At 63.1% G+C, this 20,673-nt stretch carries 17 protein-coding genes; 10 read left to right on the top strand and 7 right to left on the bottom strand.

Annotated elements, in window-relative coordinates; genetic code table 11:
- Positions 1-25: 25 nt before the first annotated feature.
- Entirely contained in the window at positions 26-1,693 is a 1,668-nt protein-coding gene (locus RX331_RS29720) for a hydantoinase B/oxoprolinase family protein (protein ID WP_317253157.1), read from the top strand.
- The gene (locus RX331_RS29715; protein WP_317253156.1) at positions 1,690-3,735 is read left to right on the top strand and encodes a hydantoinase/oxoprolinase family protein; all 2,046 of its coding nucleotides are present in this window, start codon (positions 1,690-1,692) and stop codon (positions 3,733-3,735) included. Before RX331_RS29720 ends, RX331_RS29715 begins: the two co-directional genes overlap by 4 nt.
- 636 nt (positions 3,736-4,371) lie before the next feature.
- Here the strand turns inward: RX331_RS29715 and RX331_RS29710 are convergent.
- Positions 4,372-4,554 carry a hypothetical protein gene (locus RX331_RS29710; protein ID WP_317258382.1) on the bottom strand — a complete coding sequence of 61 codons (183 nt, stop codon included), beginning with the start codon at positions 4,552-4,554 and terminating at the stop codon, positions 4,372-4,374.
- Here RX331_RS29710 and RX331_RS29705 point away from each other — a divergent pair.
- A complete protein-coding gene (locus RX331_RS29705) occupies positions 4,472-5,656 on the top strand; it encodes an ABC transporter substrate-binding protein (RefSeq protein ID WP_317258271.1) in 1,185 nt (394 codons plus the stop codon). The genes RX331_RS29710 and RX331_RS29705 overlap by 83 nt on opposite strands.
- Positions 5,657-5,787: 131 nt before the next feature.
- Here the strand turns inward: RX331_RS29705 and RX331_RS29700 are convergent, their stop codons facing one another.
- Together RX331_RS29700 and RX331_RS29695 are read right to left on the bottom strand one after the other, a co-directional pair.
- A complete protein-coding gene (locus RX331_RS29700) occupies positions 5,788-6,999 on the bottom strand; it encodes a mandelate racemase/muconate lactonizing enzyme family protein (RefSeq protein ID WP_317253155.1) in 1,212 nt (403 codons plus the stop codon).
- Between the two features lie 219 nt (positions 7,000-7,218).
- Positions 7,219-8,454 (bottom strand): amidohydrolase family protein, encoded by a 1,236-nt coding sequence (locus RX331_RS29695; protein ID WP_317253154.1) that lies wholly within the window; start codon positions 8,452-8,454, stop codon positions 7,219-7,221.
- Positions 8,455-8,612: 158 nt separating this feature from the next.
- On the opposite strand from RX331_RS29695, the gene RX331_RS29690 reads away from it, so the two are divergent.
- The gene (locus tag RX331_RS29690) at positions 8,613-9,029 is read left to right on the top strand and encodes a nuclear transport factor 2 family protein (protein WP_317253153.1); all 417 of its coding nucleotides are present in this window, start codon (positions 8,613-8,615) and stop codon (positions 9,027-9,029) included.
- A gap of 138 nt (positions 9,030-9,167) precedes the next feature.
- On the opposite strand, the gene RX331_RS29685 is transcribed toward RX331_RS29690, so the two are convergent.
- A complete protein-coding gene (locus RX331_RS29685) occupies positions 9,168-9,923 on the bottom strand; it encodes a GntR family transcriptional regulator (RefSeq protein WP_317253152.1) in 756 nt (251 codons plus the stop codon).
- A 191-nt stretch (positions 9,924-10,114) separates the two neighbouring features.
- Between RX331_RS29685 and RX331_RS29680 the strand changes: the two genes are divergently transcribed.
- The 5 genes from RX331_RS29680 to RX331_RS29660 all read left to right on the top strand — a co-directional run bounded on the left by RX331_RS29680 (position 10,115) and on the right by RX331_RS29660 (position 17,862).
- Complete coding sequence (locus RX331_RS29680) at positions 10,115-10,975, top strand: ABC transporter ATP-binding protein (RefSeq protein ID WP_410708329.1); 861 nt, start codon at positions 10,115-10,117, stop codon at positions 10,973-10,975.
- Between the two features lies 1 nt (position 10,976).
- The gene (locus RX331_RS29675; RefSeq protein WP_317253150.1) at positions 10,977-11,753 is read left to right on the top strand and encodes an ABC transporter permease; all 777 of its coding nucleotides are present in this window, start codon (positions 10,977-10,979) and stop codon (positions 11,751-11,753) included.
- Between the two features lie 47 nt (positions 11,754-11,800).
- On the top strand, positions 11,801-12,826 hold the full coding sequence (locus tag RX331_RS29670; RefSeq protein ID WP_317253149.1) for an ABC transporter substrate-binding protein: 1,026 nt from the start codon (positions 11,801-11,803) through the stop codon (positions 12,824-12,826).
- Positions 12,827-12,929: 103 nt separating this feature from the next.
- Entirely contained in the window at positions 12,930-14,366 is a 1,437-nt protein-coding gene (locus tag RX331_RS29665) for an amidohydrolase family protein (protein WP_317253148.1), read from the top strand.
- A gap of 163 nt (positions 14,367-14,529) precedes the next feature.
- The gene (locus RX331_RS29660) at positions 14,530-17,862 is read left to right on the top strand and encodes a carboxyl transferase domain-containing protein (protein WP_317253147.1); all 3,333 of its coding nucleotides are present in this window, start codon (positions 14,530-14,532) and stop codon (positions 17,860-17,862) included.
- A gap of 254 nt (positions 17,863-18,116) precedes the next feature.
- Here RX331_RS29660 and RX331_RS29655 read toward each other — a convergent pair whose 3' ends face one another.
- The 3 genes from RX331_RS29655 to RX331_RS29645 all read right to left on the bottom strand — a co-directional run bounded on the left by RX331_RS29655 (position 18,117) and on the right by RX331_RS29645 (position 19,546).
- Positions 18,117-18,374 carry a hypothetical protein gene (locus RX331_RS29655; protein WP_317253146.1) on the bottom strand — a complete coding sequence of 86 codons (258 nt, stop codon included), beginning with the start codon at positions 18,372-18,374 and terminating at the stop codon, positions 18,117-18,119.
- A gap of 722 nt (positions 18,375-19,096) precedes the next feature.
- Positions 19,097-19,270 carry a hypothetical protein gene (locus tag RX331_RS29650; protein ID WP_317253145.1) on the bottom strand — a complete coding sequence of 58 codons (174 nt, stop codon included), beginning with the start codon at positions 19,268-19,270 and terminating at the stop codon, positions 19,097-19,099.
- Between the two features lie 6 nt (positions 19,271-19,276).
- Positions 19,277-19,546, bottom strand: a complete 270-nt coding sequence (locus tag RX331_RS29645; protein ID WP_317253144.1) for a hypothetical protein — start codon at positions 19,544-19,546, stop codon at positions 19,277-19,279.
- A gap of 114 nt (positions 19,547-19,660) precedes the next feature.
- Here RX331_RS29645 and RX331_RS29640 point away from each other — a divergent pair, with 114 nt between their 5' ends.
- The gene (locus RX331_RS29640) at positions 19,661-20,137 is read left to right on the top strand and encodes a Phasin protein (RefSeq protein WP_317253143.1); all 477 of its coding nucleotides are present in this window, start codon (positions 19,661-19,663) and stop codon (positions 20,135-20,137) included.
- The last annotated feature ends 536 nt before the right edge of the window (positions 20,138-20,673 follow it).

Raw genomic sequence — 20,673 nt, 5'->3', positions numbered from 1 at the left:
ATCAAACGAATAACAACGGCACCGAATGTCCGCCAAGATTGATCCTATCACGCGTTCCGTCGTCCAGCACCGCCTCAGCTCGATCGTGAAGGAGATGGGCGAGGCGATGCTTCGCACTTCCTATTCGCAGATCCTCAATTCCAGCCGCGATTTCTCGTTGGCGATCTGCGATACGAATGCGCGGCTGATCGCGCAGGCCGATCATCTGCCCGTCCATGTCGGCGCGCTGCCATGGGCGACGATCGCCGTCGAGGAGCGGTTCAAGGACGTGAAGCAGGGCGATGTCATCCTGCTCAACGATCCCTATTACGGCGGCAGCCACCTGCCTGATGTGACGGTGTTCGTGCCGGTATTCGCTGACGGCAAGCGTCTGCTCTGGACCATCGTGCGCGCGCACCAGAGCGATATCGGCGGCGGCACCCATGGCGCCTATAATCCTGCGGCCACCGAGATCTGGCAGGAGGGGCTGCGTATCCCGCCGATCAAACTCTACGAGGCCGGCAAGCTGCGCGACGATCTGTTCGATTTGCTGGCGCTCAACGTCCGCAACCCCCGTGAATTCCGCGGCGACCTCGCGGCGATGCTGGGTGCCGCGCATCTCGGGGAACGGCGACTGTCGCGGCTGTTTGCCGAATTCGGTGCTGCCGTGGTCGAAGCCGCGATGGAGGCGATCCTCGATGCGACCGAGCAGCAGACCCGCGCGGTCGTTTCCACCTGGAAAGACGGCGTGTTCTATGGCGAAGCATTCCTCGACGATGACGGCCATGGCCGCACCGATCTGCGCATCGCTGCAAAGGTCACCAAGAAGGGCAGCGACGTCGAAATCGATCTCTCCGATTCCGATCCGCAATCGACCAGCTTTGTGAACTCCTCGCACGCCAACATGCAGGCCGCTGTGGCGATGGCATTCGCCTATCTGATCGACGCCGACATTCCAAAAAACACCGGTGCGCTGCGTCCGCTGAAGGTGACCGCAAAGCAGGGCACGATCGTGTGGGCCGATCCGGGCCGGCCGGTGACGCTGTGCACCAGCCATCCCTCGAACGAAATTGTCGAGGCGATCGTCAAGGCCCTGTCGGGATCGTGTCCGGAGCGTGCGATGGCCGGTTGGAGCCGGCGTTTCCGCATCGCGATCCAGGGTGAAGACCCGCGCAGCGGCAAGAACTTTATCTGGCACCTGTTCCAGGCGCGGCCCGGTGGCGGCGCGTCGTCCGGCGGCGACGGCTGGTCGTCGATCGGCGAGTGGCATTCGGTCGGCGGATTGAAGTTCGGCAGCCTCGAAGTGGCGGAGGTGCGCTTTCCGTTATATTTCCGCCAGCATGAATTCCGCCCGGGCTCCGGCGGTAACGGCCGGCATCGCGGCGGCCTCGGCGTATCGCTCGATCTGGTGCTGGAGACGGAAAAGGTCGCCAAGGGCAACACCGCGGGCGATGGCGCGCGCCATGGCCCCTGCGGTATGCTCGGCGGTGAGGACGGCAAGCCGCATCATTATCGTCTTTTATCCGAGGGACGCGAGCCGCGCGTGCTCCGCACCAAGGAAGTCGGGATCGAGTTGCGCCCCGGCGATTGCCTCGAAATCCGCTCTTCCGGCGGCGGCGGGTGGGGACCGCCGGACAAGCGCTCCGCGGAGGCGCGCCGGCGCGACCGCGAGCTAGGCCTGACCGACGTCGCGACGGAGCAGGCGTCCTCATGATGTTCAGGATAGGCGTTGACGTCGGCGGGACCTACACCGATCTCGTGGCGACGGATGAGAGCGGCCGCACGGTGTTTGCGAAATCACCGTCGACCCCGGTCGATCAGTCGCTCGGTGTGATGGCGGGACTGGAGGAACTGGCGCGGCGGCTGAACGTCACACGCGCGGAAATGCTTGGCTCGACTGATCGCCTCGTCCACGGCACCACGGTTGCGACCAACGCGCTCCTGGAACGCAAAGGCGCAAAGGTCGCGCTGATCACGACCGAAGGCCACCGTGACGTCATCGAGATGCGCGAGGGCCTCAAGCCCGACCGTTACGACCTGCGCTCGCCGCCGCCGGCACCGCTGGTGCCGCGCGACCTGCGCTTTGGCGTGAAGGAGCGGCTCCGGGCCAGCGGCGAGGTTCTGATCCCGCTCGATTCCAAATCGCTCGATGACGCTATTTCCGGCATCCGGCAATCCGGCGCGACCTCGGTCGCGGTGTGCTTCCTGCATTCCTATGTCAATCCCGTGCATGAACTCGCCGCTGTCGAACGGCTGAAGCAGTCACTGCCCGAGATCAGCATCTCGCGCTCCAGCGACGTGCTGCCGCAGATCAAGGAATATGAACGCGTCTCGACCACGATCGTGAACGCCTATGTCGAGCCGATCGTGCGGCGCTATCTCACCAACCTCGAGGCGCGGCTCACGGAGGCAGGTTTCAACGGCAGTCTCTTTGTCGTGCTCTCGCATGGCGGGATGGCGCCGGTGGAGGAAGCCTCGCGGCTCGCAGCGGGCACGGTGCTGTCGGGCCCCGCCGGCGGCATGTCCGGCGGCCGGCGCTGTTCTGATCTGGTCGGAATTCCCGATCTCGTGCCGTTCGACATGGGCGGCACCTCGACCGACATCTCGCTGATCACAGGCGGGCAGGCCTCGCTCTCCGCCGACGGCATGCTGGCCGACCAGCGCATCGCGCTACGCAGCCTCGACATCGCCAGCATCGCGGCGGGCGGCGGCTCGATCGCCAGCGTCGATGCCAGTCGCACGCTGCGCGTCGGGCCGGAAAGCGCAGGCTCGGTGCCGGGCCCGGCCTGCTACGGCAATGGCGGCGAGGCCGCGACTGTCACTGACGCCAATGTCGTGCTCGGCTATCTTGATGCCGCAGCCTTCATGGGCGGCAAGCGTCCGCTCGACCGCGCCGCTTCGGAAGCGGCGGTCGATCGCATCGCGGGCGCGATGGATCTGTCGCGCATTGAAGCCGCCGCCGGCATCTATCGCATGATCAATCTGAACATGGCCGACGGCATCCGCCTGATGACGCTGCGTCGCGGCGTCGATCCCCGAAAGTTTGCGCTGCTCAGTTTCGGCGGCGCGGCCGGTTTGCACGCTGCGGAAGTAGCGCGCGAGCTTGAGATCAAGCGCATCATCGTGCCGACGGTGGCCTCGGTGCTGTCGGCCTGGGGCATGCTGACCAGCGACCTGCGCTACGAAGTCAGCCGCACGCATTACGGCGCGGGAGCGCGTATCACAGCCGATGAGGTGCGTGAACTCTTCGCCGGCCTGGAACAGCAGGCCGCTGGCCGGCTGCGCTCTTGGTTCCGCGGGCCGATCGCCATCGAGCGCTCCGCCGAGATGCGCTACGGCGAACAGATCTTCGAGATCGATGTCTCGCTCGACGGCCTCGACTGGAACGCGCCTGATCTGGTCGACCGGATCGAGGATCGTTTCCACGTCAGGCACGAGGAACTCTACACCTACGCCTCGCGCGGTCAGGAGGTTGTGTTCGTCAACGCCCGCGTTGCCGCTGTCGGCGAAGTCGAACGGCTAGGCGAGGGGGCGCGCGAGGCCGCATCATCCGGCAGCGCTGTGCCGCGCAGCAAGCGGCAGGCCTTCTTTGGCGGCTGGCGCGAAGTGCCGGTCTATGCGCTCGACGAACTACAACCCGGCCACACGCTGACGGGACCTGCAATCATCGAAGCCGAAACCACAACGGTGGTTGTCGATACGGAGGACCGCGTCACGGTCAATCCGTTGGGCTGGCTGGATATTGCGCTACGCTGAGGTCGTTGCCCGGATGAGCGTAGCGATATCCGGGGTAGCCCCGCATGTCGCTTCGCTCATGCGGGCTACTTTCCGTCAATCGGTTCAGTACCGTCGTCCCCGGCACGGCCAATCGCGGCCATGGATACGGCCAAGACCCAATTCGTTCGCCAGCCATAGTGGAACCGTTGCCTCTTGAGGCCCATAGCGTATCACCGGCACGACGGGCCCGCCGCATGGATCAACCCGGTCATCCTCGGGGCGATAACGATATCGTGGAACAAGATTCGAATCCCAATAGGGAGCTGGCCTTACGATGGGCACCCGGATGATGGGTCTTTCCCGTGGTTCACGAACGACTTGGGCGGTCTGCGCCTGCGCTGCGGCACCAAGCGTGCCCAGGTTACATAGGACCAGGGCCGTTCCCAAAGCTGCGATCGCTATCCTCATGCCTCGACCTCCTTGCCACGCGCAGCTTGGACGCTAACTCGGATATCCGGCGATGTTCGAGTTCGTGCCGCTGCTGAACGTGTATCGGACATCAAACTCGCCAAAACCGCAACGTCTCATTTCGTGAAGACTGCCGAGCTATCCAACGCGGCGAAGGCACGCCACCAACATTTCATTTTAACAAGCTGATCTCCCGCGCTATCATCGTCATTGCTGGGTGGCGTCACGAGCTCCGAACAGCTCGCGCACGAGGGCAGTGTTGATGAAAACAAGAATAAAATGGCTGCCAGCAGCCTTCTTCGCTGCGTTGTTCTTGGCATCGATTTGGATCGCTCCGATCGTCCGCGCCGCCGGCGTGACCGACACCGAAATCCGCATCGGCAACATCATGCCGTACACCGGCCCGCTCGCCGCGTTCGCGTCGATCGGCCGGGCGGAGGCCGCCTATTTCGACATGATCAACGAGCGCGGCGGCATCAATGGGCGCAAGGTCAGGTTCATCTCACGCGACGACAGCTCTAACCCGAAGACTGCGGTCGAGCACACCCGCGACCTCGTCGAGCAGGAACGCGTGCACCTGATGTTCGGATCGTTCGGCACGCCGAGCAACCTCGCGACGCGAAACTATCTCAACGAGCAGAACATCCCGCAGCTCTTCGTCGCCTCCGGTGACGAGGAGTGGGCGCATCCGAAGCGATTTCCGTGGACGATGGGCTGGCAGCCGACGTTCCGCTCCGAGGGCCGCATCTACGCCAACTACATCCAGGCCGCCTATCCGAGCCGGAAGATCGCCGTGCTCTGGCAGAACGACCAGTTCGGCCGCGATCTGTTTAGGGGATTGCAGGAAGGGCTCGGCATCACCGCCAACATGATCGTGGCCGATATCGCCATCGAGCCTGATATGTCGATCGATGCGCAGGTCGACATCCTCAAGAACTCCGGTGCGGAAGTGCTGGTGCTCAACTGCGCGCCGCCGATCTCGGCGCGCGCGATCCGCAAGGCCGCCGAACAGGGCTGGCATCCCGTGCTGGTGCTCGTGAATGCGGCGGCCTCGATCGCCAACGCGCTGCGGCCGGCAGGATTGCAGAATTCCGTCGGCGTGATCTCGACGTCGTTTTTGAAGGACGCCAGCGACGCCAGTTGGAAGGATGATGCTGGTATCAAGGAGTGGCTCGCCTTCATGGACAAGTATTATCCTGACGGCGACAAGGAAGACGGCAACGCGATCTTCGGCTACGCGGCGGCCGAAACGCTGGCGCGGGTGTTGACGCAATGCGGCGACGACCTGTCACGCGAGAACATCATGCGGCAGGCGGCGTCACTGCGAAACTACCAAAGCACGGTCGCGTTTCCGGGGATTACGATCAACACCGGGCCCGCCGACTTCCATCCGATTGAGCAGATGCGGCTGGTGCAGTTCGACGGTAATTCCTGGCAGCCGATCGGCGACGTCATCGAGAGCGCGTTTCTGGGTGTGGCGGGGGATAAGTGAGATTTTACACTATGGCTGTCACTGCCCACGAAGGCGGGCAATCCAGTACGCCGAGACGCCGGTGACTTTGCCGATGAGCCGCGGCGTACTGATACCCCGCATGCGCGGGGTATGACAACGGAGCTCCGCGCCTACTTCTGCCCGTAATTCAACAGTCCGCCCTTGCTCTTCGGCGGATGGGCGCGCAGGCCTTCCTCGTTGGGCTCGGTGCCCCAGCCGGGGCGGTCCGGCATGACGAGATAGCCGTCGACGATCTCGGGCACATGGGTGAACAGTTCGTGGTCCCATGCCAGGCGGTCGATATCGGTTTCCATGATGCGCAGGTTCGGCACGGCGGCCGAGAAGTGCGCGTTTTGCATGGTGCAGAGATGGCCGTAGAAATTATGCGGGGCGACGTTGACCTCGAAATGCTCGGCGGCGGCGGCGATCTTCATCGATTGCCACACCCCGTTCCATGGCGTATCGACGATCGCGACATCCATCGCCTGCTCTGTGAAATAGGGCAGGAATTCGCGCAGGCCGAGCAGCGTCTCGCAGGATGAGACCGGGTGCGGGCTCTGGCGGCGGATGTAGCTCAGCGCCTGCGGATTGAAGGTGTCGATCTCCACCCAGAACAGGTCCATGTCCTTGATGGCACGCAGTATCTTCAAATAGCCCTCGGTCTTGGCGTTGAAGTTGAGATCGAGCAACAGGTCGACATCGGGACCGGCGCCGTCGCGGATCGCTTCCAGATGCATGCAGAGGTTTCGCAGCACCTTCCGATCGACATTGATCTCCGGCTCGAACGGCGAACCGAACCCGGGACGCCAGCCTTGCGGCTTGCCGTCGGTATAGACGAAGATGTTGGTCTTCATCGCCGTAAAGCCTTTTTCACGCACCTCATTGCCGATTGATTTGACGCCGTCGAGATCGGTGATGGCCGGCTTGAACCAGTCGGGATGGTTGATGCGCCATGTCGCGCAGTGCGACCAGTAGACGCGGATGCGGTCGCGGATCTTGCCGCCGAGCAGCTCGTAGCAGGGCACCCCTAACGCCTTGGCCTTGACGTCGAGTAGCGCGTTCTCGATGGCGCCCAATGCCAGAGCCACCACGCCGCCGGCGGCCGGTCGCGTCGCGGCAAACAGCTCCGCATAGATCCGCTCATGCTGGTAGGCGTTCTTGCCGACCACGCGCGCCCCGAGCCGCTCGATCGCCGCGGTCACGCCGGGCGCGCCAAAACCCTCGTCGTACTCGCTCCAGCCGACGATGCCGTCCTCGGTCGTGATCTTGACGAAGTGATAGTTCCGCCAGCCGGCGTCGCAGGCGAGCGTTTCGACGTTTCTGATCTGGGTGGCTTTTTTCATGATTTCCTGCCCGGGCTGATTGTTTTTATTGACCCGATACCAACAACGGATCGGCGGGGAGGTCAATTGCGGGAGACCGCATGGGCTGGAGCGCGGCCTGCATGGTTCGAGAACGCGGCCTTGCCGCGCTCCTCATCATGAGGGTCTCAGACCTCATCCTGGGGAGCCACGAAGCGGCATCTCGAAGGATGTGGCCACCGATGGCGCAGCACACCGAAACTATGGACGAAACAGTACCGGCTTCTTCCGCTCGAACACCTGCCGGCCGTTCTTGAACCCCATCAGCATGTCAGGCAGTTCGGCAATCGCATTGGTGCCGCTGTCGGTATCAAGGATGACGAGGTCCGCGGGGTTGCCCGGCGCGATGCCGTAATCCCGCAAGTTCATCAGCCGCGCCGGTAGATCCGTGACGAGGTCGAGGCAGGCCTCGAACTCGCTGATGCCGGCATGCGCGACATTGGCGTAGAAATTCGCCATCCGCAGCAGCGAGGCATCGCCGAACGGCGTGAACGGATTGAGCAGATTGTTGGTCGCCACCGAGCAGAGCACGCCGTTCTCGGCGAGCTTGTGCGCCACCGTCAGCCCGCGCGGCGCGTTGTGCGTGGCATCGCGGCCCATCAGATAGAGATCGGTCGCGGGCAGCACGGTGACGGCGACGCCGGATTTGGCAAGCAGTGCCGTTGCCGCCTGCAGCCGGTCCGGCGGCAGTGCCGACAATTTGGTGGCATGGCCGATCGCAACGCGCCCCTGATAATTGCGCCGCTCGGTCTGCCGGCAGACCTCGTCCAGATGCCACCAGGACGGATCGAGATCGAAGTCGAGATGCAGATCGACATCGACGTCGAACTCCTGCGCCAGATCAAAAATCTTTTGAAGATGCGTATTCGGATCGGTGTCCATGTAGGGACAGCCGCCGATCGCTTCGCCGCCGTCGCGTAGGGCCGCGATCAGCAGTTCCTCGGCGCCGGGATCATTGGTCAGGCCCTCCTGCGGAAACACGCAGATCGAAAGCTCGATGGCCCAGGCGTAGCCGCGCTTCAGCGCCTTGATCGCCTCGAAGCTGCGCAGGCCGATGCGCGGATCGATCTCGACATGGGTGCGCATCCGCGTCGTGCCGTGCACGATGGCGCGGTCCAGCACGCGCGCGCCGCGGGCGTAGACGTCCTCTATTGTAAACTCGCGCTTCATCGCGGCGACCGCCGCGATGGCTTCGCTGACGCTGCCATGGTCGTGCCCGCAGCGGCCGAGCAGGCAGGCCTTGTCGAGATGAATGTGGGTGTCGACGAAGCCTGGTAGCGCGAGCCGGCCGTCGACCTCGACCTCGGCCGCCTCGCACTCGAGCCGCGGCGCGATCGCCGCGATCCGGCCGCCGCTGACGCCGATATCGACCGGAATCGCCGATGACCGGGTTTTGGCGTTGCGGAAGACGAGGTCGAAGGCGGTTTTCGCGTTCATGGTACCGGGAAGGGGGCGGGTTCGATGATGCGAACCTAGCGGAACGGCAGCGGACGGGCAGCTCCAGATTGTGTGCAATTTGAGCACCGAATTGTTCAAAATATATGCATGCAATCTGGCGACCCGATTGTAGAGTCCCGCCCATCAGGAGAACCGCGATGTCCGTTGCCGCAACAGCCAAACCGAAAATGTCGGATGCCGAGGTGGTCGAAGCCTACCTCACGGCGTCGATGATCCCCGATCCCGATGCCGCTGCGGCGTATATGAAGCCGGGGACGATCATCACATTCACCGGCGGACGGGAGTTCGATCATCCGCGCGGCCCGACCGGCTTCAACGCGCGGCGCTATCGCTGGGTCAAGAAGAAGATGGACCGTTTCGACGTCTGCCCGGGCGCGGAGGAGACGGTGGTCTACAGCACCGGCACGCTCTACGGCGAATGGACCGACGGCACGCCGTTCGAAGGCAACCGCTACGTCGACCGCTTCGTCGTGAGAGGCGGGCAGATCGTGAAGATGGACGTCTGGAACGACAGCGCCGAGCGGATCCTGGTGCAGCGGGGGATTGAGGCGTAGTTTTTTACCTCGCCCCGCTTGCGGGGAGAGGTCGAAGCCGAAGGCTTCGGGTGAGGGGGACTCTCCGCGAGTCCGATTGCTTGGATAGAGCCCCTCACCCCAACCTTCTCCCCGCAAGCGCGGGGCGAGGGAGCGGGCCTACCTCACCCTAACCACCTTCGGCAGTTTCACCACGCGGCCGCCTTCGCTTTCCTCGGCATAAGGCGCCAGAATATCCAGCAAATCGCGACCGCGCTGCGGGGCGGGGGAGACCAGCGCACGGCTGGCGACCGAGTCCAGATGGCTGTGCATCAGGCTCATCACCTTGGCCTCATCGCCCTTGACCAGCGCCGCGATGATCGCGCGGTGCTCGTTGATGGCGCATTCCGAGGAGTGCGGACGGCTGTACAGCGACAGCGTCAGGCAGCAGCGATAGGCGACCTCGCTGACATAGCGCACCAGGATCGGGCTGTTCGTCATGTTGGCGAGCAGGATGTGGAATTCGGTCGCGAGGCGAATCGATACCGCGTCCGTGCCGTCGCGTGCGCGATCCTCGGCGTCGACATGGGCGTTCAGCTCCGTGATCTGCGCCTTGCTGAGCTTGCCGGCCAGCTGGCGCACGACGAGGCGCTCGAGCTCGATCCTGATGTCGAAGGCATCGCGGGCTTCCTGCCAGCTCGGCGTCGCCACCACGGCAATCCGGTTGCGCCGCAGCTCAACGAGGCCTTCTGCGGCGAGCTGGCCCAGCGCATGCCGCGCGATGGTGCGGCTGACGCCGAACCGCTCGCCAAGCGAATCCTCCGGCAATTTTGCGCCCGGTGCCAGCGCCTGCTCGATGATGGCGCGGCGCAGCGCGCGGCAGATCACGCCGACCTTGTCGGACGGTTCGGCGGTCTTGGCGGTGCGGGGCGCCATTGGCGAATCCTGGGAGTTCTGAACGGCGTTCTCTTATCACATTTGCGTACAAAGCGAGCGCCTCAATTGCATGCAGTTTGCGCCACGAATTGCACAAAAGAAATTCGCTGCATTTGTGCCGCCGGTCGCGATCCCGTTGATTTTCCACGCGGACGTGGCTGGCATCCGGCTTGCATGCACTTCTGGCCATGATGCGCATGCAACCCCATTCCGAATTCCGCGGCGCGCCGGTTGCGGCATCCGCTGCGCCCATTGCGATCGAGCTGTCGGAAGCCTCCGTCACCTTCGGCCGCGGCGCCCGGGCGGTGCCGGCTCTCGCCACGACGACGCTTCGGATCGCCGACGGCGAGTTCGTTGCCCTGGTCGGCCCGTCCGGCTGCGGCAAGTCGACCATCCTGCGTCTGGTGAGCGGCCTGGTGCAGCCGACCTCCGGCGTCGTTATCGTCGGCGGCCGGGAAGTCTCCGCGCGCGCGATGCGCGTCGGCATGGCCTTCCAGAACCCCACCATGCTGCCGTGGATGTCGATCGAGCGCAACATCATGCTGCCGCTCAAGATCGTCGAGCCCTTCCGCTCGCAGTTCCGCAAACTGCGCAAGACCGATTTCCGCGAGAAGGCCAACGCGCTCTTGGAGCAGGTCGGCCTCAAGGGGTTCGGCAACCGCTATCCCTGGCAGCTTTCCGGCGGCATGCTCCAGCGCGCCAATCTCTGCCGCGCGCTGATCCATGAGCCGCGCATGCTGCTGCTGGATGAGCCCTTCGGCGCGCTCGACCAGTTCACGCGGGAAGAGCTGTGGTCGATCCTGCAGGAGCTCTGGATCGCCCACAAGCCGACCGTGCTGCTGGTGACGCACGATCTGCGCGAGGCGGCGTTCCTCGGCAGCCGCATCTGCGTGATGAGCGCGCGGCCCGGCCGCATCCTCGACGACAGCCGCGTCGATTTTCCACGGCCGCGCACCGTCGCGATGACCTTCGAGCCTGATTTCGTCGCGCTGAACCAGAAGCTGCGCGCCTTCATCGTCGACGCAAGAGGCGCGGCAAAGGGAGCAGCCTGACATGCCCGATCTCGATTATCGCCAAAAGGCCTGGTCGGCGGGGCTGATCGTGCTGTTCTTCGTCGGCTGGGAATTGTTCTGCCTCATGACCGGGATGTCCGACCTGGTGCTGCCGCGGCCCTCGCAGGTGTTTTTCACGCTGTTCGAGAAATTCCCGATCCTGTGGCCGCATATCCTGCAGACGCTGGCGACAACCATGATCGGTTTTGTGCTTGGCGTCGGCCTCGGCGTCGTGCTCGGCGCCATCATCGGGGTTTCCAGGACGGCCTATGATACGGCGTATCCGCTCCTCGTCGGCTTCTCCTCGATTCCGAAAGTCGCCGTGGTGCCGATCTTCGTATTATGGTTCGGCTCCGGCACGGTGCCGGCGGTATTGACCGCGCTGTCGATCTGCTTCTTCCCGATCGTCGTCAACATCGCGACGGGGCTTGCCACCACCGAGCCCGAGCTCGAAGACGTGCTGAAGGCGCTGGGCGCCAGCAAGTTCGACATTCTCTGGAATGTCGGCCTGCCCCGGACCATGCCGTTCTTCTTTGCTTCGCTGAAGGTCGCGATCTCCTACGCCTTTGTCGGCGCGGTGCTCTCGGAGACCGTCGCCTCCAATCGCGGCATCGGCAACGTCATGATGACCGCGTCCTCGAACTTCAACGTGCCCTTGGTGTTCGCCGGCCTGTTCGTGCTCGCCGGGCTCGGCGTCGCCCTCTACGTGAGCTTCTCGGTGATCGAAGGCCGCATCACCGGCTGGGCTACGCGCAAGAACGACATGATCGCCACGTGAGAAAGCTTCCGCCAACCGTCATCCAACCCCGATCGAGGAGACCTGTGATGTTAGCCAGAGTAAGTGCCGCGCTGCTCGGAGTAGCCTTGTTAGCCGGCGCCGCCCATGCCCAGGAGACAACGATCAAGTTCACGCTGGGCTGGAAGACGCAAGGCTCGGACGCCGCGTTCTTCTATGCCAAGGACCACGGCTACTTCAAGGAAGAGGGCCTCAACGTCGTGATCGACCAGGGCGAGGGCTCGGGCGCGACGGTGACGCGCATCATGTCCGGCGCCTATGATGCCGGCTTCGGCGACGTCAACGCCATCATCCAGAACGCCTCGACCAAGCCGCAGGATGCCCCTGTCATGGTCTACATGATCTGGAACCAGCCCCCATTCGCGATCGTCACCAAGAAAACCAGCGGCATCAACAGCATCAAGGATTTTGAAGGACACACCCTCGGCGGTGCGCAGGGCACGCCGACCACGCGGCTGCTCCCAGTGTTCGCGAGCAAGAACAAGCTGGAAGGCGAGAAGATCAAGATTTCCAACATGGCGCCGAACCTGCAGGAGCCGATGCTGATCAAGGGCGACATCGACGCTGCCCTGGTGTTCAACATCACGAGCTATTTCAACCTCGTGCTGAACCGCCAGGACCCCGACAAGGACTACAAATGGTTCTCGTTCGGCGATTACGGACTCGACCTCTATTCCAACGGCGTGATGGTGTCGCGCAAGCTGCTCGCCTCCAACCCGAAGGCCGTCGCCGGCCTCGTCCGCGCCGTCAACAAGGCGATGATCGCGATCGCCAAGGATCAGAACGCGGGCATGAAGGCCGCTGTCAATTACGACAATCTGATCAATGTCGAGGTCGAGAAGCGCAGGTTGCAGTTTTCCTTCGACAAGCTGATCGTCTCGCCCGAGATGAAGGAGATCGGCGTCGGCGACGTCAAGGACGACCGCATGGCGCGCGCCATCGGCATTATCGTCGAAGGCTATCAGCTCGCCCGCGCGCCCGTGCCGTCGGAGATTTTTTCGCGGGAGTTCCTGCCGCCGCGGGGGGACCGGGAGCTGGTTTACACGGCGAACTGACGTTGGCACCGTCATTGCGAGCGAAGCGAAGCAATCCATGCCTCCGCTCGGGAACAGATGGATTGCTTCGTCGCTTCGCTCCTCGCAATGACGGAGGGTAGCCATGATTACCGAAGTCCCCGCACACAGCCTGTTCTCCGGCCGCGATCGCGGCCTGCTCGACGTCGTGCTGCGCCACGACAATGGCGTCATCACTGAAATCTCCGAAGGCACAGTGCCTGCAACAGGCCCACGCTCCCTCGTGCTGCCGGCCTTCGTCAACGCCCACGACCATGCCCGCCCGGCCGCGTCCTCGTTCGGCGCGGTCGGCATGCCCCTGGAGAGCTGGATTCTTAGGTCCGCGCTCGGCACGCCGATCGATCCGTATCTGACAGCCGCCTCGGCGCTGGCGCGTTCGGCGCGGGCAGGGTGCGCGGCGATGATGATCCATTACACCCGGCCGAGCGGGGCGATGCCGCTGGTCGAGGAGGCCAAGGCGATTGCCCGCGCAGCATCCGATGTCGGCATCCGGATCGCCTTCGCGCTCGCGGTGCGCGACCAGAACCCGGTCGTCTATGGCGATGAGGAGCCGCTTCTCGCCGGCCTCTCCAGGGACGACCGTAGCACGATCGAGCAGATGTTCGTCCGCGCGCCGATGTCGCCAAAAGCCTATATCGAGCTGACGGACGCGATCGCCGCCGCCATCGCCGGTCCCAAGGTCGACGTGCAGCTCGGCCCGGCCGGCGTGCAATGGTGCTCAAAGCCGCTGCTCGAAGCGGTGGCGGAGAATTCGGCACTGACCGGCCGGCGCATCCATATGCATCTCCTCGAGACGATCTATCAGCGCGCCTGGGCGGACCGGCATTTCCCTGACGGCATCGTCCGCTACCTCCGCGATATCGGTTTGTTGTCCGAGCGGCTGACCTTGGCACACTGCATTCACGCCCGCCCGGACGAGATCGAGATGATCGCGGCGTCCGGCGCCCGCATCGTCACCAACTTCTCCTCCAACCTTCACCTGCGTTCCGGGCTGGCGCCGATCAAGGCGGCGCACCGCTGCGGCTGCGCCATTGCGGTCGGCGTCGACGGGCTGGCGCTGGACGAGGACGATGACGTGCTGCGCGAGATGCGGCTGGTGCAGATGGCGCATGGCGGCCTCGGTTTTGACCGCACCTGGACGACAGCTGAATTCCTGGGTCTCGCCGTCGCAAACGGCCGCAAGGCGACAGGGGCGCCCGGAACCGGCGCGCTCGTGCCGGGCGCGCCAGCCGATTTCGTTACCCTCGATCTCGACCGGCTCGACCGCGACCAGATCCTGCCAGTTGATCCCATCGATCTCCTGTTCGCGCGCGGCAACGCCTCGCTGCTACGCGATGTCGTGGTCGATGGCCGCCTGATCGTGCAGGACGGCCGCTGCACCGGCGTCGATCGCGCGGCAATCGAGACGGAGCTGCGCGGCATCTACCGGGCAAGCGCTGCAACCTCCGGCCTTCAGCACGCCTGGCCGCAGCTTTCCGCCTCGCTGCAAAACTGGTTCGAGACCAACTTCGCTTGCGGCTGACGGCCAAACCACGTTCGGACCCGCGGTGATTTCCCGTTGCGTGGAACAAAATTCCACTTGCATCGCCATTCCCGCAAGGTTGTCATATCAGGCACAAGAATCTGAATCGACAGCGGTTTCGCCGGCGAATTCAGTCCGCGAATTAGGGGCCAGCGAAACGTCCATGTCCTTCAATAAGCTCTTGATTGCCAACCGCGGCGAGATCGCCATCCGCATCGCGCGCGCGGCGGGCGATGCCGGGCTCGCCGCTGTCGCGATCCATTCCGCCGACGATGCCCAGTCGTTGCATGTCCGCGCTGCGGATAGCGCCTATGAAATCCCCGGGCGCGGCGCGCGGGCCTATCTTGATATCGAGGCGGTCATCGCCGCTGCCAAGGCGACCGGATGCGACGCCATTCATCCCGGCTATGGCTTCCTCAGCGAGAACGCCGCATTCGCCCGGCGCTGCATCGAGGAACACATCGTCTTTGTCGGGCCGTCGCCGGACGCGCTCGATCTGTTCGGCGACAAGGCGCAGGCCAAGGCGCTGGCCAAGCAATGCGGCGTCCCCATCACCGAGGGCACCAGCGGCCCGACCAGCCTGGAGGAGGCAAAAGCCTTTCTGGAATCGCAGGGCGAGGGCGGCGCCATCATGATCAAGGCGATTGCCGGCGGCGGCGGCCGCGGCATGCGGATTGTCGATGATCCCTTGCGGCTGGAGGAAGCCTATGCCCGCTGCCGTTCCGAGGCGATGGCCGCCTTCGGCAGCGACGGCGTCTATGTCGAACGCCTGATCCGCAACGCCCGCCATATCGAGGTGCAGATCATCTGCGACCATCACGGCGCGATCAGCCATCTCTGGGAGCGCGAATGCACGGTGCAGCGCCGCAATCAGAAGCTCATCGAGGTCGCGCCGAGCCCGTCCCTGAGCGACGCGCTGCGCATCCGCATCATCGATGCGGCCAAGGAACTCGCCGCCGCCGCCAATTACGACAATCTCGGCACCTTCGAATTCCTGGTCGATAACGACGCCCGCACCAGCGATAAGGCCTTTGCCTTCATCGAGGCCAATCCGCGGCTGCAGGTCGAGCACACCGTCACCGAGCAGGTGCTCGGCGTCGACCTCGTACAGTCGCAGCTGGCGGTCGCGGCTGGCGCAACGCTCGGCTCGCTCGGCCTGGCGCAGGGCTATATCCCGCGGCCGCGCGGTTTTGCGATGCAGCTTCGCGTCAACATGGAGGTGATGGACGAAACGGGCGCCACCAAGCCGACCGGCGGGATACTCGCGATGTTCGACCTGCCGTCCGGCCCCGGCGTTCGCGTCGATACGTTCGGCTATTCGGGCTATCGCACCAGCGCCGCCTTCGACTCGCTACTGGCAAAAGTCATCGTGCATTCGCCTGGCGGCAACTGGACCGATATCGTGCACAAGGCCTCACGCACGCTGCGTGAGTTCCGCATCGACGGCGTCGCCACCAACCTGCCATTCCTTGCGGCGATCCTGGCGCATCCGGACTTTGTCGAAAACCGCCTCTCTACCGGTTTCATCGATCGGCATGCCGCCGATCTCGTTGGCGAAGCTAAGCGGGCGGCCGAGGAAGTGGCGGAGACGGAGCTGGCCGAATCCGGCAGCGCCGCCGATGACGAGACGCTCGCAGCAGCGGTTGCAGCATCGGCAAGCGGTCCGGAAGGTTCGGTGGCCGTTCCGGCACCTCTGCAAGGCACGATCGTCGCTGTTGATGTCGAGGAGGGGGACCTCGTTCGCCCCGGCCAGCAGATCGCCGTGCTGGAATCCATGAAGATGGAGCATCTGGTCACGGCGCCGCACGGCGGCCGCGTGACGGAGATCGCAGCCGGACCAGGCGTGACGCTGATGCAGGATGAGGCGATCCTTTATCTCGAGCCGGCCGAGATCGACGCCCATGACGTGGCCGAGGAAGAGGACGTCGACCTCGATCACATCCGTCCCGATCTTGCCGAACTGATCGAGCGCCACGCCATCACGCTGGATGAAAACCGCCCGGCCTCGGTCGAGCGCCGCCGCAAGACCAACCAGCGCACCGCGCGCGAGAACGTCGCCCATCTCGTCGACGAAGGCTCCTTTGTCGAATACGGCTCACTTGCGATTGCCGCCCAGCGCCGCCGCCGCTCGGTCGACGACCTCATCCGCAACACGCCGGCCGACGGCCTGATCTCCGGCGTCGCTACCGTGAATGCGCACCTGTTCGGCGCGGAAGCCGCCCGCTGCATGGTGATCGCCTACGACTACACGGTGCTGGCCGGCACGCAGGGCCATATGAACCACAAGAAGATCGACCGCATGCTGAGCCTGACGGAGCAATGGCGATTGCCTTTGGTGTTCTATGCCGAGGGCGGCGGCGGCCGTCCTGGCGATACCGATAGGCTCGGCATGACCGGCCTGGACGGACCATCCTTTGTGCAGTTCGCCAAACTCTCAGGCCTGGTGCCGGTCGTCGGCGTGGTCTCCGGCTATTGCTTTGCCGGCAACGCCGCAATGCTCGGCTGCTGCGATGTCATCATCGCGACCAAGAATGCGTCCATCGGAATGGGCGGTCCCGCGATGATCGAGGGCGGCGGCCTCGGCGTCTACCATCCGGCGGAAGTTGGACCGGTGTCGTTCCAGTCGCCGAATGGCGTGATCGACATCCTGGTCGAGGACGAAGCGGAAGCGACCGCAGCCGCGCAGAAATATCTGTCCTATTTCCAGGGCGCCGTCGCCGATTGGAAAGCGCCGGACCAGCGCCTGCTGCGGCGGGCGATCCCGGAAAACCGCCTGCGCGTCTACAATATCCGCAGCGTCATCGATCTGCTCGCGGACGAAGGCTCGGTGCTCGAGATCCGCCGGGATTTCGGCGTCGGCATGATCACCGCCTTCATCCGCATCGAAGGAAAACCGTTCGGCCTGATCGCCAACAACCCAAAGCATCTCGGCGGCGCGATCGATGCGCCGGCCGGTGACAAGGCCGCGCGCTTCATGCAACTCTGCGACGCCTTCGACCTCCCGCTGCTGTCGCTGTGTGATACGCCGGGCTTCATGGTCGGCCCCGAAGCCGAAAAGACTGCGATCGTGCGCCATGTCGCGCGCATGTTCGTCACCGGCGCCAGCCTCACCGTGCCGCTGTTCGGCATCGTCTTGCGCAAGGGCTATGGCCTTGGCGCACAATCGATGATCGGCGGCGGTTTTCATGCCTCCTTCTTCACGGTGGCCTGGCCGACCGGCGAGTTCGGCGGCATGGGCCTGGAAGGCTATGTGCGCCTCGGCTTCCGCAAGGAAATGGAAGCGATCGAAGATCCCGCCGAGCGCGACGATTACTACAAGGCCAAGGTTGCCGAACTCTATGCCAACGGCAAGGCCGTCTCGATCGCTTCCGTGCTTGAGATCGACGAGGTGATCGATCCCGCCGAGACAAGGCACTGGATCATGTCCGGCTTGCGCTCGGTGCCGAAGGCGGAAGCGCGCACGACCAAGAAGCGGCCGTGTATTGATGCGTGGTAGCGGAAGGTCCGTAGGACCTCCTAGCTTTGGTCAAGGGGGCTGGACGTCCTTGAACCACGAGCATAGCGCCGTGCCCAACACCATCCATCACCGAGCATGCTTGGCGATCGTCGCCGCAAGGGTCGCCGGCCGCGAAGGCGAAAAGCTGATACCACAGCCAACAAAACCAGACCGCTATATCGTGCAGCCTATCGATTGTGGGCGCTCAAGCAGCGTAGCAAGTGAGCTATAGGTGGTCAGCCGCAGGGTCGGCTTTACTTTCGTTTGCGCCGTGTTCGTTTCCGGCTAAGCCGTTTGGTGTTTGCCGCCACCTTTCTTCGATACTGCTGAATAATCTTGTCGCCAGATGCGCCAGCCATCAGGCTTGTACCGGCCTTCGCCGCCGCAAACATTTTCTCACTCACCATGCGCTGAGCTTCACGTTTGGCCGCTTTACCGCCGCGCATCAACTTCGCGATGCGCAGTCCGATCACGCGATTGCTTTCTAGCCCCAGCATCATCCAGTTCCACATTCTGCGATATTCCTAGCAATGCGAATAATAGCTTCGGATCACATCAACGACCAAGCTGTGTGATGTCCAATCAAAGCCGCGTGGCTGTCACGACGAGCACAATCTGCTCGCGTCATTCCTGAGCCTCCCTTGGCAGCGCGTCGGTCGCTATGACCTAAAGGGCCGCGTTAGCGGTCTTGTCTGCCATGCTGTTCGCTTCTTCGCACGGGGTCATGGCGGAACCTAAGTGTCGGGTTGTGCACTGCGTGATGTTAAGCATTGACGCAGAACTTGATCTGCTGCGGCTCTCGCAGCCCGGTCGTCATGCAACTTGTCCAGATTTCTCAAGTAAGCAACTGCAGCTATTTGCAAGAGAGCGAAATCATATTCGCCGGTATCACGAAGTTGGGTGACGTAGCGATGGAGGGCGGAACGCCTGCTATCGTTCTCGCCGACACTGCTGTGGCGCAGCAAGTAGTTCCGCCAAGCGAATGCGCACGCGCCCTCAATGGCCAGAGAAGTCATGGGCACCTCCCGATTTTTTTTAGAAAAGACTGACCAGCCGTTTCGTTCCGCGCTTTTGTCAGGTGTAATGTTGCTCCGCAGCTGCACTGCAAAGTGTTTGCGCGTGATGCCCGTGCTACAGAACGTGCGCGACTCTCTGCCCCAAAACAGGCTGCTGTGCTGGTCGGAAGCAGACTGGACCACCTGGAGCTTACGCATCGGCATGTCGATGGTGTCGGCTAGGGTGCAGGTTCGCCAGTATTAGTTGATCGAGGGGTGTGCTCGCGCAGCGCTTCCAAGGCGAGGCGGGCGCGGCGCGCAGCCTTGAGATCGCCGGTTTTATCGATGTACTCAATTGCCCAAATCAAGTATTGCGTAGCGATGACAGCGGGAGGATCAGGGCGAATGGTCATTGCGGGCTATTCGTAGGGATCTGCACGCCGTTCCGATGAGTTGGCCCGCCACTCACCACAACGATTAGCCAACTTGTCGTATTCCTCAGCGACCCGTAGCATTCGACGCATTTCGCGCGGGTCGTAGCGCAATTGCTTCGCTTTCGCGCGGGTCGCCTTTGCGCGATCACGCCAATACTTCGGCTGTTTGACCAGGTTATCCATGCCGCAGGTAGAACCATTTTCACGCCGTTGCTCCCCAACAATTGTGAAGGAAGGCGGATTCGTGCCGTTCACGATTTATTAGTAAGTAGAAGTTTTTCGGGAAAAGGTGGAAATTGGCTCCGTTTGGAACGCTAGATCGCAAAGCCTGTTGTCTTTCCATAGATCTATCAGCCTTTGGAGCGTCGGATGAGTAAGCGTAAACCAGCCAAGGCGTCAAAGCGCGCCCGCAGCCCCGCGATAGCCACGCGGGCCCATGGGAAGAAGCAGGCTATTGTTAAAAGCGGAAAAGACAATCTATTGCGCTCTGTTGCCGCTGGGCCGACTGAGTCGCCACTTGGGCGTCATGACGATTCAAAACAGGAAGTTCCCAACGTCGAGCAGCAAGGGACTCCCAACGCTGCGAACCCGGTGCAAAACGGCCCCGGTCAGATACGAGGGTTTGACTTTGCTTCAGCGACGGGAAACATGATTGGTTACCAAGTGAAGCTTCTGGAATTAACACAAGCCAACATGCGATTTGCTTTTGATTTCAGCCAGAAGCTTGCGACGATCAGATCGCCGTTTCAATTTGTCGACGTGATTGTAGAATTTACAAAAAGGCGGGCCGACATGTTGGGGCAGCAGTCGACAGAACTGCATGCACTCACAAGACAAGCGAGGTGATAACCCCTTCCTCTTCGACCTGCCCGCTGCTGTCGCGATAGATCACTGTGCGCTCTTGCTTGGTGGGCTCGATCATGACTTCAGCAACGGATCAATACTCTCGCCGTTTCTTCCGTAACTTAACCATTGATTGATCAGGGCGTATGGCGGCACGGTCCTCCGGCGTCATACCCTCCAGCTCTTGTACACACGCCGCTCATCGTCTTGCCTGCATGATGTCCCGCCTTCGAGAGTTATGCGGTTTGGATCACAAGCGCGCATCAGATCGATCAGCCGCGTCGCGCCAGTGCGCTGCGCACGCTAGGCGTCCAAACGAGGCCGCAAGGAAAGCGACACTCCTGAAGCGGCGGCTTCATATTCAGTTGTCGTCACCCGCCCTGTGCGTACTTGCGCACTGGGGCTGGTGCCCAAGTATTCCGGAGACAGTCGTGATTGAGCCGAGAAGCCGCGGTGTACCGGATCCGCCGTCTGCGCGGAGGTGACAGCGGTGTGTGTCGCGCCCAGGCGAGCGAAGCGAAGCAATCCATCTGTCCCCG

It is taken from the genome of Bradyrhizobium sp. BWA-3-5, assembly GCF_032917985.1.
GTDB lineage: Bacteria > Pseudomonadota > Alphaproteobacteria > Rhizobiales > Xanthobacteraceae > Bradyrhizobium.
The sequence above is the reverse complement of the archived record's forward strand: the minus strand, read 5'-3'. Positions and strand labels throughout refer to the sequence as shown.

Coding starts and splice junctions, on each gene's coding strand:
- RX331_RS29720 (WP_317253157.1), top strand. CDS start 26: ATGTCCGCCAAGATTGATCCTATCACGCGTTCCGTCGTCCAGCACCGC.
- RX331_RS29715 (WP_317253156.1), top strand. CDS start 1,690: ATGATGTTCAGGATAGGCGTTGACGTCGGCGGGACCTACACCGATCTC.
- RX331_RS29710 (WP_317258382.1), bottom strand. CDS start 4,554: ATGATGTTGCCGATGCGGATTTCGGTGTCGGTCACGCCGGCGGCGCGG.
- RX331_RS29700 (WP_317253155.1), bottom strand. CDS start 6,999: ATGAAAAAAGCCACCCAGATCAGAAACGTCGAAACGCTCGCCTGCGAC.
- RX331_RS29695 (WP_317253154.1), bottom strand. CDS start 8,454: ATGAACGCGAAAACCGCCTTCGACCTCGTCTTCCGCAACGCCAAAACC.
- RX331_RS29690 (WP_317253153.1), top strand. CDS start 8,613: ATGTCCGTTGCCGCAACAGCCAAACCGAAAATGTCGGATGCCGAGGTG.
- RX331_RS29685 (WP_317253152.1), bottom strand. CDS start 9,923: ATGGCGCCCCGCACCGCCAAGACCGCCGAACCGTCCGACAAGGTCGGC.
- RX331_RS29680 (WP_410708329.1), top strand. CDS start 10,115: ATGCGCATGCAACCCCATTCCGAATTCCGCGGCGCGCCGGTTGCGGCA.
- RX331_RS29675 (WP_317253150.1), top strand. CDS start 10,977: ATGCCCGATCTCGATTATCGCCAAAAGGCCTGGTCGGCGGGGCTGATC.
- RX331_RS29670 (WP_317253149.1), top strand. CDS start 11,801: ATGTTAGCCAGAGTAAGTGCCGCGCTGCTCGGAGTAGCCTTGTTAGCC.
- RX331_RS29665 (WP_317253148.1), top strand. CDS start 12,930: ATGATTACCGAAGTCCCCGCACACAGCCTGTTCTCCGGCCGCGATCGC.
- RX331_RS29660 (WP_317253147.1), top strand. CDS start 14,530: ATGTCCTTCAATAAGCTCTTGATTGCCAACCGCGGCGAGATCGCCATC.
- RX331_RS29655 (WP_317253146.1), bottom strand. CDS start 18,374: ATGTGGAACTGGATGATGCTGGGGCTAGAAAGCAATCGCGTGATCGGA.
- RX331_RS29650 (WP_317253145.1), bottom strand. CDS start 19,270: ATGACCATTCGCCCTGATCCTCCCGCTGTCATCGCTACGCAATACTTG.
- RX331_RS29640 (WP_317253143.1), top strand. CDS start 19,661: ATGAGTAAGCGTAAACCAGCCAAGGCGTCAAAGCGCGCCCGCAGCCCC.